Annotated in this window: 14 protein-coding genes; 7 read left to right on the top strand and 7 right to left on the bottom strand. The window is 68.6% G+C overall.

The annotated features are described in order from the left end of the window. Window positions 1-82 precede the first annotated feature (82 nt). On the top strand, window positions 83-1,951 hold the full coding sequence (locus tag B2869_RS03305; RefSeq protein WP_292762699.1) for a prolyl oligopeptidase family serine peptidase: 1,869 nt from the start codon (window positions 83-85) through the stop codon (window positions 1,949-1,951). A 56-nt stretch (window positions 1,952-2,007) separates the two neighbouring features. On the opposite strand, the gene smpB is transcribed toward B2869_RS03305, so the two are convergent. The 3 genes from smpB to ftsE form a co-directional block, all read right to left on the bottom strand. Continuing rightward, window positions 2,008-2,484, bottom strand: a complete 477-nt coding sequence (gene smpB, locus B2869_RS03300; protein ID WP_021199784.1) for an SsrA-binding protein SmpB — start codon at window positions 2,482-2,484, stop codon at window positions 2,008-2,010. Window positions 2,485-2,547: 63 nt separating this feature from the next. Continuing rightward, window positions 2,548-3,462: a permease-like cell division protein FtsX gene (gene ftsX / locus B2869_RS03295; RefSeq protein WP_292762693.1), complete on the bottom strand. Its 915-nt coding sequence runs from the start codon at window positions 3,460-3,462 to the stop codon at window positions 2,548-2,550. Next, a complete protein-coding gene (ftsE, locus tag B2869_RS03290) occupies window positions 3,459-4,592 on the bottom strand; it encodes a cell division ATP-binding protein FtsE (RefSeq protein ID WP_292762691.1) in 1,134 nt (377 codons plus the stop codon). Before ftsE ends, ftsX begins: the two co-directional genes overlap by 4 nt. 184 nt (window positions 4,593-4,776) lie before the next feature. Here ftsE and B2869_RS03285 point away from each other — a divergent pair, with 184 nt between their 5' ends. Together B2869_RS03285 and B2869_RS03280 are read left to right on the top strand one after the other, a co-directional pair. Further along, window positions 4,777-5,778: a DUF2510 domain-containing protein gene (locus B2869_RS03285; protein WP_292762689.1), complete on the top strand. Its 1,002-nt coding sequence runs from the start codon at window positions 4,777-4,779 to the stop codon at window positions 5,776-5,778. A gap of 199 nt (window positions 5,779-5,977) precedes the next feature. Beyond that, window positions 5,978-7,039, top strand: coding sequence for a DUF2510 domain-containing protein (locus B2869_RS03280; protein WP_292762686.1), 1,062 nt, complete (start codon window positions 5,978-5,980; stop codon window positions 7,037-7,039). A 54-nt stretch (window positions 7,040-7,093) separates the two neighbouring features. On the opposite strand, the gene prfB is transcribed toward B2869_RS03280, so the two are convergent. Then, window positions 7,094-8,203 (bottom strand): peptide chain release factor 2, encoded by a 1,110-nt coding sequence (gene prfB / locus B2869_RS03275; RefSeq protein WP_029260598.1) that lies wholly within the window; start codon window positions 8,201-8,203, stop codon window positions 7,094-7,096. A gap of 121 nt (window positions 8,204-8,324) precedes the next feature. Between prfB and B2869_RS03270 the strand changes: the two genes are divergently transcribed. Both B2869_RS03270 and B2869_RS03265 read left to right on the top strand, forming a co-directional pair. Further along, window positions 8,325-9,584, top strand: a complete 1,260-nt coding sequence (locus B2869_RS03270) for an MFS transporter (RefSeq protein ID WP_292762791.1) — start codon at window positions 8,325-8,327, stop codon at window positions 9,582-9,584. Further along, window positions 9,581-10,141: an NUDIX hydrolase gene (locus tag B2869_RS03265; RefSeq protein WP_292762681.1), complete on the top strand. Its 561-nt coding sequence runs from the start codon at window positions 9,581-9,583 to the stop codon at window positions 10,139-10,141. The genes B2869_RS03270 and B2869_RS03265 overlap by 4 nt, the downstream gene beginning before the upstream one ends. A 30-nt stretch (window positions 10,142-10,171) precedes the next feature. Here the strand turns inward: B2869_RS03265 and B2869_RS03260 are convergent, their stop codons facing one another. The 3 genes from B2869_RS03260 to B2869_RS03250 are packed head-to-tail and all read right to left on the bottom strand — an operon-like array spanning window position 10,172 to window position 11,434. Then, window positions 10,172-10,555, bottom strand: coding sequence for a hypothetical protein (locus B2869_RS03260; protein WP_292762679.1), 384 nt, complete (start codon window positions 10,553-10,555; stop codon window positions 10,172-10,174). 53 nt (window positions 10,556-10,608) lie between these two features. Then, entirely contained in the window at window positions 10,609-11,064 is a 456-nt protein-coding gene (locus tag B2869_RS03255) for a TadE family protein (protein ID WP_292762677.1), read from the bottom strand. Further along, window positions 11,033-11,434 carry a TadE/TadG family type IV pilus assembly protein gene (locus B2869_RS03250; RefSeq protein WP_292762675.1) on the bottom strand — a complete coding sequence of 134 codons (402 nt, stop codon included), beginning with the start codon at window positions 11,432-11,434 and terminating at the stop codon, window positions 11,033-11,035. Before B2869_RS03250 ends, B2869_RS03255 begins: the two co-directional genes overlap by 32 nt. A 116-nt stretch (window positions 11,435-11,550) precedes the next feature. Here B2869_RS03250 and B2869_RS03245 point away from each other — a divergent pair, with 116 nt between their 5' ends. Continuing rightward, window positions 11,551-13,158: a recombinase family protein gene (locus B2869_RS03245; RefSeq protein ID WP_292762672.1), complete on the top strand. Its 1,608-nt coding sequence runs from the start codon at window positions 11,551-11,553 to the stop codon at window positions 13,156-13,158. A 255-nt stretch (window positions 13,159-13,413) separates the two neighbouring features. Continuing rightward, window positions 13,414-14,112, top strand: a 699-nt coding sequence (locus tag B2869_RS03240; protein WP_292762670.1) for an HNH endonuclease, incomplete at its 3' end; no start/stop codon positions are given.

Below are 14,112 nucleotides of genomic sequence, written 5' to 3'. Positions count from 1 at the left end.
ACGAAGGCCCTCCCGGTTTCCCTGGAGGGCCTTCGTGTGCGCCCCGCGTGACGCTCGCGTCAGCGCCCCATAGGCTCGAAGCATGACGTCGTCCCCCTACGGTTCCTGGCCTTCGCCTTTCTCCGCGGCCTCAGTCGCGGCAGCTTCTCCTCGCATCGACGGCGCCCGCTTCGTCGGCACGGACATCTGGTGGGGTGAGTCGGTTCCGTCCGAGAAGGGACGGGTGACGGTACGGAGTTCCACGGGCGCCGAGGTCCTCCCCGCGCCCTGGAACGCCCGCTCCCGCGTGCACGAATACGGTGGAGGCGCCTGGACGGCGGACGATCGGGGGGCGCTGTACTTCGTCGACGCCGGTGACCAGCGGGTGCGCCGCCTGACCCCCGACGGGGATCTCGTCACGCTCACCGCTGCCGGGCCCGCGCACGGAGGTCTGCGCGTGCAGGACGGACGTCTGCTCGCCGTGCGCGAAGACCTCTCGACCACACCGCACCTCCGTGCGATCGTCGAGATCCCGCTCGACGGCTCCGCCGCAGAAGATGCGTCCGCGGTCAGCGTGATCGTGCAGGGCGAGGGATTCTTCGCCCACCCCGCACTCTCTCCTGACGGGACCCGCGCCGCGTGGGTCGCCTGGGAACGGGGGAGGATGCCGTGGGAGAGCGCGTGCGTGCAGGTCGCCGAGGTCGACGGAGGCCTCCCGCGGACGATCCCGTCACGAGCGGCGCTGCAGCCCGAGTGGCTCAGCGACACGGAACTGGTCTTCGCCGACATCGCCGATGACCGCTGGACACTCCACCGCGTCGCCATCGACGGGGTGACGCCTTCCGGACCCCCGCGGCCGCTGGCCCCGTCCGATGCCGACACGGGCTACGGGCTCTGGGTGCTCGGCAACCGCTGGTATCAGCCGTTGGAGGACGGCCGCATCGTCGCCGTCCGCACGAACGGGCGCGACGACGTCGTCGTGATCGACACCGGAGGCGGCGAGAGCATCATCGAGTTCCCCGGCGACGGTCATGTGAGCGTCGATGCGGTCCGCGGCACCCGGGTGTTGCTCTCCGGCAACGGTTCCCGGGTGGCGGCGGGGCTCTGGTGCGTCGATATCGAGTCGGGAGAGGTCGTCGCCGTGCGCGGCGGGGAGCTCGTCGATCCGCGCTGGATGCCGGCATCGATGTCGATCGAGATCGACGGTCCGCACGGCGCCGTGCACGCATTCGCCTATCCGCCGGCGAACCCCGACGAGGAGGCCCCCGACGACGAGCTCCCGCCCTACGTCGTGCTGGTCCACGGCGGACCCACGGCGCACGTGACCGGGGCAGCCTCGGCAGCGATCGCCTTCTACACGAGCCGCGGGATCGGCGTGCTCGACGTGAACTACGGGGGCTCCACCGGCTATGGTCGCGCCTATCGCGAACGCTTGGACGGCCAGTGGGGTGTCGTCGACGTCGACGACGTGATCGCGGCTGCGCGGGGCCTGGCTGCCGCCGGTCTCGCCGACCCCGACCGCCTGGCGATCCGCGGCGGATCGGCAGGCGGCTGGACCGTGCTGTCGGCACTGGTACGAGGCGGAGCCTTCGCCGCAGGGATCAGCCGCTACGGCGTCGCCGACCTGCGCATGCTGGCCGCGGAGACTCATGACTTCGAGGCATCGTACATCGACGGTCTGGTGGGCCCGTTGCCCGAGTACGAGCATCTGTACGTCGAGCGTTCACCGCTCACGCACACAGATCGCATCACTGTCCCCGTCCTGCTCCTGCAGGGCGGCGAGGACCGCGTCGTCCCTCCATCCCAGTCCGAGGCGATCCGCGATGCGCTGGCAGAGCGCGGCATCGAACACGAGTACGCGCTCTATCCCGCCGAGGGACACGGTTTCCGGAGTGCGGAGACCATCGTCGACTCCCTCGACCGCGAGCTGGCGTTCCTCGGCCGCGTCTTCGGCTTCCACCCGCGCCCGTGACGGGCTGTCGACTCGTGACGGCATTGCCGTGAGGGTCGGGGCATGAGAGCCGGGGGCTACTCCCCCACGCGATTGCGCAGACGCATCGCTCGGTCGGCCTCACGGGTGTCCTGACGCTCGCGCAGGGTCTGCCGCTTGTCGTATTCGCGCTTGCCCTTCGCCAGGGCGATCTCGACCTTGGCACGACCGTCGGAGAAGTACAGCTTCAGCGGGATGAGGGTGTATCCCCCGGCCGAGACGGCGTGCGCGATCTTGGCGATCTCCTCGCGATGGAGGAGCAGCTTGCGGATGCGCTTGGCCGAGTGGTTCGTCCAGTGCCCCTGCGAGTACTCGGGGATGTGCACGGAATCGAGGAAGACCTCGTTCCCCTTCACGAACGCATAGCCGTCGCTGAGGTTGGCGCGACCCTGACGCAGCGACTTGACCTCGGTGCCGGTGAGCACCATCCCCGCTTCGTACGACTTCTCGATCGTGTAGTCGTGACGTGCGCGACGATTGGTCGCGACGACCTTCTCTCCGCGTTCCCTGGGCATGATGCTCTCCTGTTGCCGTGATGAGCTCGATCGATCGATCCGACCGAGCAGCCTTTCAGGCTATCAGGTACGCAGCCAGCGTCGGATCGCGAAGCCGGCGGAGAGCGCGGCGAGAATCACGCCGATCCCGATCAGCACGGGAACCACGAGAACCGCGTCCTGCATCGTGACCCAGGTGGTGATGAACGGCACCCTCCCCCGCAGGTAGCCGTTGACCCCGAAGTGCATACCGGCGACGACGGCGGCACTGGCCAGAGCCGAGCCGAGGAACGCGGCGAACACGCCCTCGAGGACGAACGGCGTCTGGATGAAGCGGTTCGAGGCTCCGACCAGGCGCATGATGCCGATCTCCTTGCGCCGCGCATACGCCGACAACCGGATGGTCGTTCCGATCAGCAGGGTCGCCGCGATGAGCATGAGCACGGCGATTCCGACCGCGATGTAGGTCGCGACCGTCAACGCGGAGAACAACGGCTCGAGATACTGCAGCTGGTCCTTGACCTGCTCGACGCCGGCCTGTCCGCTGAAGGCCTCGGCGAGCACCTGCGACTGACCCGGGTCCTTCATCGTGACGAAGAACACCTCGAAGGCCTGGTCGGGCGAGAGCACGCTCGCCTGGTCCGCGCCGAGTTGGTCGACGAGCTTGGCGTACGTCTCTTCCTTCGTATCGAAGGTCATGGAGCTGATGAGCGGCTTGAGCGCGTCACCCTCGAGCTGAGCCCGGACGGAGGCGACCTGCTCCTCGCTCGCCGCGCCGTCGAGGCAGGTCTCGGATTCCGAGACCGCCGAACACATGTACACCGCCACCTGGGCGCGTTCGGCCCAGTACCCGCGCATGACGCCGATCTGCCCCTGCATGAGGATCGCGGCGCCCACGAACGTCAAGGAGACGAAGGTGACGAGCACGACGGAGATCACCATCGAGATGTTCCGCCGCAGGCCGCCCAGGGCTTCGGCCAGGATGAGTCCGATTCTCATGAGGTCGGGCCCACTTCCTCGTCGTCTTCATCGGAGAGTCCGAGGCGATCGGCGACGCCGAGCTCGGCGACGTCGACCGTCGGCAGAGCGATCGGATGGGTACGCGGCCGGACCACCGTCGGAGGTTCCACGACAGCAGGGGGCTCCACGACAGCGGGGGTCTCCGCGACAGCAGGAGGCTCCACGACTCCGGCCGCGGCGCCGGTCTCCGGCGAATGCACCGGCTCCGGGGGTTCGACCGTGCGCGGGGCCGGGGGAACCACCGTCTCTCCCTCGCGGTCGACGGAGGACGCGGCCACCTTGCGCTGAGTGCTGAGCTCCTCGGCCAGCGCGGCGCGCACCACCGAGAGATCGGCTGTCTGACGCTGCACCTCCTGGACCGCGGTGAGAGCCGCCGCCGCAGCCGCTCCGCGCACCTCCTCCGGGACGAGGCGCGGGATGTTGGAGGTGTCGCCGTATCCGCCGTGCACCTCGTCGCGGACCATCTCCCCGTCACGCAGCTCGATCACTCGGCGCTGCATCTGGTCGACGAATCCGGCTTCGTGGGTGGCCATCAGCACGGTGGTGCCGCCGGCGTTGATGCGAGCGAGCAGCTGCATGATGTCGACCGACGTCGCGGGATCGAGGTTTCCGGTCGGCTCGTCGGCGAGCAGAACCTGGGGACGGTTGACGAGGGCTCGCGCGATGGCGACCCGCTGCTGTTCTCCGCCCGAGAGCTCGTGGGGCATCCGCTTCTGTTTGCCGTCGAGGCCCACGAGGGCGAGAGCCTCCGGAACCGCCTGCTGGATGAAGCCGCGCGACGAACCGGTCACCTGAAGCGTGAAAGCGACGTTCTGATAGACGGTCTTCGAAGGCAGCAACCGGAAGTCCTGGAAGACCGACCCGATGTGGCGGCGGAAGTACGGCACCTTCCGGTTCGCGAGCGCGCGCAGGTCTCTCCCGAGCACCGCGACCCGCCCAGACGTCGGGACGTCTTCGCGCAGGATCAGGCGCAGACAGGAGGACTTGCCGGAACCCGAGGCTCCGACGAGGAAGACGAACTCCCCGCGTTGCACCTCGAAGTCGACTCCGGAGAGGGCGGGCTTCGACGTCCCGCGGTAGCGTTTCGTGACGTTCTCGAACCGAATCATGGCGCTACGAGCCTAAGCGCGGGCTGTCGCCTGGCCGCGAGCGACACCCCGCACGGCGCTTCCGCCCTCAGGGCCGGATGGGGAGAGCTCCCCATCCGCGAGCCGGTGGCGCGTCGCCTCCCACTGCTATACATGAAGATGTCGGCTGCAGGAAGCAGCTGCCGAGTTCTTTCAAGGGGGAGCCATGACAACGCCCGCAGGATGGTACGACGACGGATCAGGTCGACAGCGCTGGTGGGACGGCCAGCAGTGGACCGAGCACTTCGCCCCGGAGGCCGCGGACGCCGCGGTCGATCCCGACGCGCACGCCGGGTCCTCGGAACAGGCCGGGTCCTCGGCATCGTCGATCGACGACACCGTGATCCGTACATCCGACGACACCGCGACCACACCCCCGTCGCCGGATGCGACCGCACCGACGACTCCCCTGAGCGACGACCTCGCCTACTCCGCACCAGCCGCCCCGGCCGCTCCCGCCGCCCCGGCCGAGGTTCCGGCGCCATCCGCCGACGTCTACCCCGGCACCGCACCGGCGTACTCCGGCAGCACGACGGGGTATCCGGCTGCAGCCCCGTACGGGCAGCCTGCCGTCGAGGAACCGAAGAAGCTCTCGATCCTCGGACTCGTCGGGCTCGGGCTCGGGGTGCTCGGCACCATCCTGGTCTTCATCCCGGTGATCGGGTTCTTCGGCTTCATCCTGCTCGGCGCGGGATTCATCGTGTCGCTCATCTCGCTCTTCCTCAAGGGGAAGAAGTGGCCGGGCATCGCCGGACTCATCCTGGCGGTCGTCGGGACGATCATCGGCATCGTGATGTCGTTCGTCTACCTCTTCGCCTTCGCGCAGGGAGTGAGCGAGGAGATCGACAAGCTGCCCACCTCCTCTCCGTCGATCGAGGCCACGCCGAGCGAGACCGAAGGCACCGAAGGAACGGATGTGGGAGTTCGTCCGACCGCTCCTGAGGTCGCGCAAGGTCTGACGGCCATTCTCGCCTCGTCGGGTGCAGAGGGGTACACCGAGGCTCAGATCACCTGCCTCGCCGACCTCTTCGTCGCCTCCGACCTCGACAATGCGACGCTGCGCACGATCGCCGACAGCGACGGCACCCTCACCGACACCGATGCCCTGTACGGTGTCGCCGAGGTGCTCGGAGACACCAATGCGATCGCCGGGTGCTTGACGCCCTGACCCGCATCCAGTCTGCGAAGAAGGCCTCGGGAGCACGGTGCTCCCGAGGCCTTCTTCACGTGATCGTCTTCTCATTCGACACAGACCCCGCAGCGCCGCTACCGTCGTCACTGACGGCCCAGCCCCTGTGGAGAGGCCTGCGTGGCGAGAACGACCTCACCGCGCATCCGCCGACCGAGAAAGACGCACGGAACGCCTGATGACAACACCTGCCGGTTGGTACGACGACGGCTCCGGAAACCGACGGTGGTGGGACGGACTGCAGTGGACGGAGCACGTCGTCACCGGGCAACACGCACCCGCCACGGAGACGACCGCAGCCGGGACGACCGCAGCCGAGTCGATCCCCGCCGGGTCGGCTCCGGAGCCGGCCACACCTGTCGTTCCCTCCGCCGACGCCGAGCCGGCGCCCTTCGCGCCGCCGTACACGCTCGCCGGCCAGACGTTCTCTCCATCGGCTGCCGCAGCGCCCCAGACCAGCACGACCTCCGCGCCCTATGGCGGGTATCCGGCGGCCACGTGGCCGGTGGCTCCTTCTCCGCAGCCCGCGGCCGGAGTGCCGGTGGTGGGCATCTTCGGCCTGGTCGCCGTCGTCGTCGGCGTCGTCAGTGCCTGCATCCCCGCGATCGCGATCGCCGGGTGGGCGCTTCTCGCGGTCGGGTTCGTGATGTCGCTCGTCTCCCTGTTCCTCCGCGGAAGGAAGTGGCCGGGGATCACCGGTCTCGTCATCGCCGTGGTCGGTGCCGTCCTCGCGACCGCTGTGTCGTTCCTGGTGGTCGCGACGACATCGTCACCGGACACCGACGGCACGTCGTTCGGCACTCCCAGCGAACGGCCGACGGATGGCGGCAGCGCCACTGAGAGCCAGGATCCCTCGTCGATCGAGGGTGCCGAGATGGTGCCCTTCGCCGACCTCGAAGTGGGCGACTGCCTGCCATTGGTCGAGTACGGCGAAGACGAATTGGTGTTCGAGCTGCCCGTGGTTCCCTGTGAGCAACCGCACACCGACGAGGTCTTCTTCATCTACGACGTCGAGGACGGCGAATTCCCCGGCGACGACGTGCTGAACGAAAGTGCGTGGAACGGCTGTTATGAGGCGTTCGAGGCGTATGTCGGCAAATCCTACGAGGCTTCCGAACTCGACTTCTACAACTACCAGCCGACGAAGGCCACCTGGATCCGGGAGAACGACCGCACCGTGCAGTGCATCCTCTTCAGCTACGAGGATGTGACCGGGACCCTCCGCGACTCCGGGCGCTGAACGCGCGCGCGCAGCAAGAAGGCCCCGGATCGCTCCGGGGCCTTCTTCGTGGACTCAGTCCTCGATCTTGCGCTTACGCCAACGGATGCCCGCGGAGATGAAGTCGTCGAGATCGCCATCGAAGACGGCCGCAGGGTTGCCGGACTCCTGACCCGTGCGGAGGTCCTTCACCAGCTGCTGGCCGTAGAGGAAGTACGAGCGCATCTGATCGCCCCAGCTCGCGGTGATGTTGCCCGCGAGCTCCTTCTTCTTCGCAGCCTCCTGCTCCTTCTGCAGCAGCAGGAGTCGCGTCTGCAGCACGCGCATGGCGGCAGCACGGTTCTGGATCTGTGACTTCTCGTTCTGCATGGAGACGACGATGCCGGTCGGGAGGTGGGTGAGGCGCACGGCCGAATCCGTCGTGTTGACCGACTGCCCACCGGGGCCGGAGGAGCGGAAGACGTCGACGCGGATATCGCTCTCCGGGATGTCGACCTCGGTGGCCTCCTCCATCAGCGGGATGACCTCGACGGCGGCGAACGACGTCTGGCGCTTGTCGGCCGAGCCGAACGGGCTGATGCGCGCGAGGCGATGCGTTCCGGCCTCCACCGAGATGGTGCCGAAGGCGTAGGGCGCGTCGATCTCGAAGGTCGCCGACTTGATACCCGCGCCCTCTGCGTAGGACGTGTCCATGACCTTGACCGGGTACTTGTGCCGTTCCGCCCAGCGCAGGTACATGCGCATCAGCATCTCGGCGAAATCGGTGGCGTCGTCGCCGCCCGCGCCGGAGCGGATCGTGATGATCGCGGATCGCTCGTCGTACTCGCCGTCGAGCAGCGTCTGCACCTCGAGCTGGTTGATCAGGTCGGTGAGGGCGGCGAGTTCGGCACGGGCCTCCTGCGCGGAGTCCTCATCGCCCATCTCGTTCGCGAGCCCGACGAGCACCTCGAGGTCGTCGAGACGCTGAGCGATGCCGGTGATGCGGGCGAGCTCGGACTGACGGTGGCTGAGGGCGCTGGTCACCTTCTGCGCGTTCTCGGTGTCGTCCCAGAGGTCGGGGGCGCCGGCCTCCTCACTGAGACGCGCGATGTCGTCGCGGAGACGGGAGACATCGACGACCTCGCTGATGTCGCCGAAGGTGTGCCTGAGCGCCTGGATTTCGGCGGAGAGATCTAGTTCGAGCATGACACCTCAGCCTAACGTGCCGCCCGCCCGCGCGGGGACCCCGTCGTCCGAGACCCCCGGCCGAGCGGAGTACCGTGAAGCTGTGAGCAGCGCATCGACGGTCCTTCGCCAGTTCGGACCCATGGTGTACCTGCCGACGATCCTCTTCGCGCTCGGCGAAGGCGCCGTCATCCCGCTCATCCCGGTGCTCGCCGCATCCATGGGCGCAGACGTCGCGTTCGCCGCGCTCGTGGCCTCCGCGCTCGTCATCGGGCAGCTGTGCGGGAATCTCCCCGCCGGATGGGCGGTGGGCAAGATCGGTGAGAGATACACGATGGTGATCGCCGGCGTGATCGCGATCGTCGCCGGGATCGGGATGGTGTTCGCGCCGTCGCTGGGCGTGCTGGCGGCATCGGTGTTCCTTCTCGGGATCTGCGCGGCAGCCTTCGGTCTCGCCCGGCACGCCTTCATGACCACTCGGGTGCCGGTCGCGTTCCGCGCGCGCTCCCTCTCCCTTCTCGGCGGCAGCTTCCGCCTCGGCATCTTCATCGGACCGTTCGTGGCCGCAGGACTCCTGCAGCTGTTCGGGAGTGAGAGTGCGGCGATCTGGTTCTTCCTCGCCTGTCTCGTGGTCATGGTGGTGCTGGTGCTCTTCGGGCCCGACCCGGAGAAGATGATCCCTCCCGTTCCGGCGACCGCCCACGAGCGCTATCTGGAAGACTCCGGCGAGGCGGTGAGCGGGTCGATCCCGACAGTCGAACGCCTGGGCATCTTCCAGACGATGTGGCGCCAGCGGGCGGTGCTCGGACGCCTCGGACTCGGCGCCGCGTCGCTCTCCGCCGTGCGCTCGGCTCGTCAGGTCGTTCTGCCCCTGTGGGGGCTGTCGCTGGGATTGGACGCCTCGACCATCGCCCTCGTCGTCGGTGTCTCCGGGGCCATCGACTTCGCCCTGTTCTATGCGAGCGGTCAGGTGATGGACCGCTTCGGCCGACTGTGGGCGGCGATGCCCGCGATGGTGCTCATGGGAGCCGGCTTCCTCGCCCTGTCGTTCACGCACGATGTCGATGCGGCGGTGCTGTGGTTCGGTATGTTCGCCGCGGTCCTCGGTGTCGGCAACGGCCTGTCGAGCGGGATCCTGCTGACCCTGGGCGCCGACGTCGCGCCGAAGCATGAACCCGCGGCCTTCCTCGGTTCCTGGCGCACGCTCACCGACGCGGGCGGAGCGATCGCTCCACTACTGGTCTCGGCCATCACCGCTGTAGCCGCCCTGCCGTTCGCGGCGGCCGCGATGGGTGTGGTCGGTCTGGTCGGCGCCCTCGGCTTCCTGCGCTGGATCCCGCAGTTCGTCCCTCGCGAGCGACCGGAAGCAGACGACGACTCCTCCGAAGGAGAACAGGAATGATCTCGAGTCTGGAAGCGGACACCCACCGCCTGATCTCGGCCTTCGCTCCCCGATCGGAGCGCGACCGCGCCGCGCAGGCCGACTTCGCCTCGTTCTTCGGGGCGCACGGAGGCCCGGTGCATCGCGAGTCGGGCCCGGATCACCTCACCGCGTCGTGTGTCGTGTTCGATGCGTCGCTCGAACACACGCTGCTCGTCTTCCATCGCAAGGGGCAGTTCTGGGTGCAGCCGGGAGGTCACGTCGAGGACGGAGACGATTCGGTCCTGAGCGGTGCATTGCGCGAACTGCGCGAGGAGACGGGCATCGCGGTGGACCCGGCGGCCGCACTTCTCGCCTACGACCTCGACCATCACGGACTTTCGTCCCGCTTCGGCTCCTGCGCCTCGCACCTCGACGTCGGGATCGCCGTGGTCGTCGACCGCGACGCTGCCCTCACCGTGAGCGAAGAATCGGAAGACCTGCGCTGGTGGCCGGTCGACGCGCTTCCGGCCGAGGTGCCGCCGCAGCTCGCTCCTCGGCTCGACGGACTGCTCGCGCAAATGCGCGACCTCCGCTGATCCCCAGGGTCCGGTCACCGCAGGGTCCGGTCACCGCAGGGCGGTGCGACTCGTGGCGGTCGACTCCAGCGGGACGCCGTCGGGCACGAACACGGACACCAAGGGCGGACGCCACTCCGCCGTGACGGTGACTCGTGCGGTGACGCCGTCAGGCGTGCCGGCGGCGGTGATCGACGCCTCCCCCGGCAGCGCGGACACCATCGCCACGGCTTGCTGCTCGACGCCGTCATCCGTGAGTTCGGCACGCACGCTGCCGTCGCGTACCGCCAGGGTGAAGCCGTCCGCTCCGGCGAGCGCGGCGGAATCGGCGAGCGCATCCAACCGCTTCTGGGCGATGTAGAGATCGGTGGCGCAGACGCACACGAAGATCACGGCCAGAGCCAGAAGCACGTAGCCGAGGGTGAGGAGCAGCACGCTCCCCTCTTCGTTGTCGCCGACGGCCCCCGTCCCTGTCCGGGACCGGTCCCTCATTCTGCGCCCCACAGTCGCGACACCTTCTGCACCGCTTCGGCTTGCACGGGGACGGCGGTCGAGCGATCGAGTCCCAGCATCTCCGGCACCAATGGAAGTCGCACCGACGTGGTGACGGTGACGACGATGGTCGCCCCGGCCGACGGGCACTCGACCGCGCGTGGGGTGCAGGCGATCGTCAGATTCACCGCTTCCTCATCCAGACCGTACTCGTCCACGATCCCCGCCAACACGGCATCGCTCCTCTCCGCCGCCGTCGTCGCATCGGGTGCGCGCGCGACGACACGGGCGACGTGCCGTGCTGCTGCCTCCGCCCCGAAGGTCTGCTCCTGGATCGCACCGAGCGCGATCACGAGATAGATCAGGGGCACCAGAAGGATCACTCCCACCGCGATGAACTCGAGCGCGGCCGATCCCTCGTCATCCTTCTCCGAAAGTCTCGGCAGGTGCACGAGCCTCCACCTCCATCGCGAGGGGGAGGCCGATCAGTCCGAGCAGCGGAAACGTCGTGCGGACCCGGACGTCGACCGTCTCGTACGGCGGGGCGCCGGAGACGCCGATGCGGATGTCCTCGGCGTAGTCCGCCCCCACCGCGCGGGAGATGACGTCTCTGGTGCGTGCGATGCCCTCTTCCGGGGTCGTATCGGCGAGAGCCGCGTGGTAGGCGCCTTCGACGGCGGCGTCGTGCACCACGTTGCGCACGTACACCGCGAACGCGAGCTGCAGCACAGCGAGCGTGAGGGCGGTGAGGAGCGTTCCCACGAGCACGAACTCCACCGGGCTGGAGCCGCGATCATCCGCGCAACCATTCCGGTCCTCCATGTCAGAGCCCCGAGACCCTCTGGATCGCCTGCTCGAACAGCGAGGTCAGAGCAGGACCGGCGACGGCCCAGATGAGCACCACCAATCCTCCCGACTTGACGCAGTAATCTGCTCGCATGAGAAGAGCAATCCTGTACCTCCGCCTTTCGGTGTCGGACGCCAACGACGGCGTCTCAGACTCGATCCAGCGGCAGGAGGCGGACCTGAGGTCCTTCGCCGACTCCGAGGGCCTGGACGTAGTGCAGGTCCTCGCTGACGACGGTCTCTCCGGTCGGGTCGCGCGGGCGAACGCCGACGAGGCCTTGCGCGCCCTGGACGAAGGAGAGGCCGACGTTCTCGTCGTCTGGAAGCTCGACCGCTGGAGCCGTCAGGGCATCTCCGCGATGGGCCGCCTGGTTGAGGTGCTCGACCGCACCCCGGGCGCCGAGTTCGTCGCCTGGAAGGACGGCATCAGGTCCACGCAGGCTGGCTGGCGCCTAACCGCCGCCGTTCTCTCCGAGGTCGCTCGCACCGAGGCCGACAACACGGCCATGCGCGTGAGCGCCGCGATCCGGGCCAACCAGCAGGCGGGTCGCTTCAAGGGCGGCACCGTCCCGTTCGGCTACCGTCCCGCGCCCCACCCGTCCGGGCGGGGTCGCACGCTGGTGCTCGACGCCGCCGAGGTCGCCACGATCCAGCGCATGGCCGCCTGGGTCCTGGAGGGTCGTCCCATCAACGCGCTGACGGATGTCTTGGTCCGCGAGGGCGTCCCGACCACTCGCAGCCCCTATCGCCTGGCCCTCATACGCGGCGATGAGCCCTCTGCCCTTTCGCGGGGTGTCTGGTCGTGGCCCGCTGTCGCCGCGATCCTGACGGGTGACGCCGTGCTGGGTCGGGTCTCGGTCGGCAAGCCCGTCCCTGGTACTCGCCGCAAGGATTGGTCCCTCGTGCTCGGCGACGACGGACTGCCGCTTCAGCCTTTCCCCGCCGCCCTCGACTCCGAGTCTTCGGCTCGGCTTCGTGAGCGCGTGAAGTCGACAAAGGTTCCGAGCGGCAAGCCGCGCCGCGTCCCCCGCCAGGCCCGTCTGCTCAGTGGTCTCCTGTTCTGCGGCGTGTGCGGTTCCAAGCTCTGGGTGACTGTCCGCTCGGGTCGCACAACCTACACGTGCAGCCGGAAGGCCGGGGGTACATGCCCCGGCCCGAATATGACCGCTGAGTTCGCCGAGAAGGCGACCGTCGATGCATTCCTGTCGGAGCGCGGAGGCTGGCCCGAGGCCACGCTTGAGGAGTCTGTATCGCGCCCGGAGCATGCTGAAGAGCTCGCCGCTGTCCAGGCGGCGATCGATCAGACGGCTGCCCAGCTGACCCAGGATGACTCGGACGTGCAGAAGCTGATGCTGGCCCTCCAGACGCTCAAGGGGCGCCGTACGGAGCTCCAGGCGTCCCCGGTGACGATCACGCGCCGCTGGGTGCCGACGGGTCGCACCATCGCCGAGGCCTGGGAGCTGGCGGACGACTTCTCTCGCCGCGACCTCCTTGAGCGCTTCGGACTGCACCGCATCGAACTCATGCCGACTGCCTCGCGCGGCTCCAACGTCTTCCAGCCCGAGCGCCTCGTGCCTGACTGGGTAGACATGGACGACCCCGACGCCCCCGACGTTGTGGGCCGCGGGCTGCTCGTGCCGAAGCTGTCGCCGCCCGATCTAGCCGACCCCTCGGCGTACTACGCCCCAGATCACGACTAGGCGGGAGCTTCCCGGGGGCAAGTCGTCCATCCTCCCTATCACGCCAAGATGCGAAGTGAGGGGGCAAAACATGCACCGCCACGCGCCTCCCCAGGGTAGTTTCAGACCGGCTCCCGCCCGCCCCGATCCCAGTCGTACCAAGGCATCGGGGCGGGCCAGGGTAGTTAGGGCATTTCCAGCCCCGTGTGCATAGGTGTATATAGGTTTAATCTTTTGCCCCCCACCCTCGTTCAGCCCTCCCGAAAGGGGCCCCACATGCCTCGACGCAGGCCCTCCGTGCTCCTCGACCTCACCGAACAGCGTTGGGGTCCACGCTGGTGGTGGAGGTGCGTCTATTGCGGTCGCTCGATCCCAGACGGTGCCGTTGACCACTTCATCCCGAGGGAGCGCGGCGGCACCGACCTCCCGTGGAACCTGGTGCCGGCGTGCGGAAGGTGCAACTCGTCCAAGAAGCACCACGACCCCCACGAGTGGATGCGGTCAGTCGGTGTGGCCGACTCCGCGATCGCCGCGCTCGACGCGCTCACGCGGTCCCCCGAGTGGATGCGGGCGGGCTCGGGCTACCGGTACCCGCGCGCTGCGTCGCTCCAGTATGGTGCCACCGCGGACCTGACCCGAGACATTCCGCCATCCCCGCTGCCTCGCGACCTCGACCTCGTCTTCAAGATGGACCCTGACGCCTGGGCCCCGGTCACCGCGCTCCGCCGCGTGGCCGCCGACTACCTCGAGCACCTCGGGCGCCCGGCCCCGAGCACGCAGCAGCTCAACCGGGACTTCGAGTCCCGCGGCCTCACCCGCACCAAGCGCAGGGGCGTCTACGGGTACCGCGGCTTCCGCGTCCCTGCCGAGCTGGCCGCGGCTGGCCGGCTCACCGTGGGCCCGAAGGCCGCCGCCGCCGCCCGCCTCGCCGACCGCAAGGCCCGCGCCACGTACACCCCCTGGGACACCTGGCAC

Origin of the sequence: Microbacterium sp. UBA3486 (assembly GCF_002377845.1) — a bacterium.
In the GTDB taxonomy this organism is placed as follows: Bacteria; Actinomycetota; Actinomycetes; order Actinomycetales; family Microbacteriaceae; genus Microbacterium; species Microbacterium maritypicum_A.
The sequence above is the reverse complement of the archived record's forward strand: the minus strand, read 5'-3'. Positions and strand labels throughout refer to the sequence as shown.